The organism is Gordonia sp. DT219 (assembly GCF_049847065.1).
GTDB lineage: Bacteria > Actinomycetota > Actinomycetes > Mycobacteriales > Mycobacteriaceae > Gordonia.
Genome location: NZ_JBNCNR010000055.1, coordinates 1 through 1,454 on the forward strand (window position 1 = coordinate 1; position 1,454 = coordinate 1,454).

Annotated in this window: 1 protein-coding gene; it reads left to right on the top strand. The window is 60.5% G+C overall.

Going from position 1 to position 1,454, the window contains the following annotated elements:
• Positions 1-143: 143 nt before the first annotated feature.
• Positions 144-1,348, top strand: a protein-coding gene (locus ACPXB3_RS22350; RefSeq protein WP_425729833.1) for an IS3 family transposase whose coding sequence is annotated in 2 segments (ribosomal slippage) — positions 144-396 and positions 396-1,348 — 1,206 coding nt in all. Because the reading frame shifts where the segments join, the coding sequence is not laid out codon by codon here.
• Positions 1,349-1,454: the final 106 nt, after the last annotated feature.

Here is a 1,454-nt window from a genome sequence, read left to right on the forward strand (position 1 = left end):
AACCGAGCAACGTGTCATGGATACCGCCATACGACTCCGCACCCGCCTCCGAACCGACCGCCTCAAACAAATCCCGCTGAGGTTGACCCCGTTTGCCGGACATCCCGATGGCCAGCGTGAGGCTGGCGAGAGAGGATGTAGTGATGGGAGCAAAGCGGAGAAGTTTCACGCCGAAGTACCGGCGTGAGGCCGCGCATCTGGTGATCGATACCGGTCGCACGATCGCGGAGGTGGCGCGTGAGATCGGTGTCGGTGACCAGTTGCTGGGCCGGTGGGTAGCGATCGAGCGGTCACGGATGGATGATCCGCCGCCGGCGGTGGATGCCGACGAGCGTGCCGAGTTGGAGCGGCTGCGTCGCGAGGTGGCCGAGCTGCGTATGGACCGTGAGTTCCTAAAAAAAGCAGCAGCCTTCTTCGCTGCGGAGAATTCGTCGCAGAACAAGCGTACGAAGTAATTGATGCGGAGAAGGCTGCTTTCCCTATCGCCCGAGGCGTCGACTTGCTGGGTGTTTCTCGTTCCGGGTTTTATGAATGGCGTCGCCGCCGCGATAGTCCGCCAACAGCCCGGCAGGACCGTCGACGAGTACTGGCCGAGAAGATCGCGGCGTTCCATGACAGTTCCGACGGTGTGTACGGGGCACCGCAGATCACAGCGGATCTTCGTGCTTCCGGTGAGGCCGTATCTCGGAAGACTGTTGCTAAAATCATGCGGCGCAACGGTATTCAGGGAATCAGTCCGCGTCCGTGGAACCCTGTGACGACGATCGTGGACCGGAATCCGCATTCCATTCCCGATCTCGTCGGGCGCCATTTCGACCGCGGTGTGTTGAATATGGTGTGGACATCTGATATCACGTATCTACGCACGAAGTCCGGCGGTTGGCTGTATTTGTGCGCGGTGCGTGATGGCTGTTCACGCCGTGTGATCGGGTACGCGTTTTCTGATACTCTGCACACGGATCTCGTGGAGACCGCTTTTCGGAATGCATTTACGTTTCGGGATCCAGCGACCGGGCCGACAACGAGGGTTATCTTCCATGCCGATCGTGGGTGTCAGTACACGTCGGCGCAGATGGCTGACGTGGCGGCTGAGTTGAACGCTCGGCTCTCTGTGGGCCGGACTGGGGTATGTTGGGACAACGCGCAGCAGGAGAGCTTCTGGTCGACGTTGAAGACCGAGTTCTATGATCGACGCGAGTTCGACACTCACCTACAAGCAATCGCAGCGGTGTCCCGCTGGATCGACGAGGTCTACAACAAACGCCGACGACACAGCTCGCTGGGCAACCTCGATCCGGCGACCTTCGAACGCAACATGATTGACCAAGCGGTCGCAACGGCCGCTTAACCGGTGTCCGGCAAACGGGGTCAACCCCACCGCGCCGGAATCCCCCTCGCGGTCGGCTCATGCGGCAACACGAACTCCCCGCCCGTCGTCTCCGACAGATAATCGA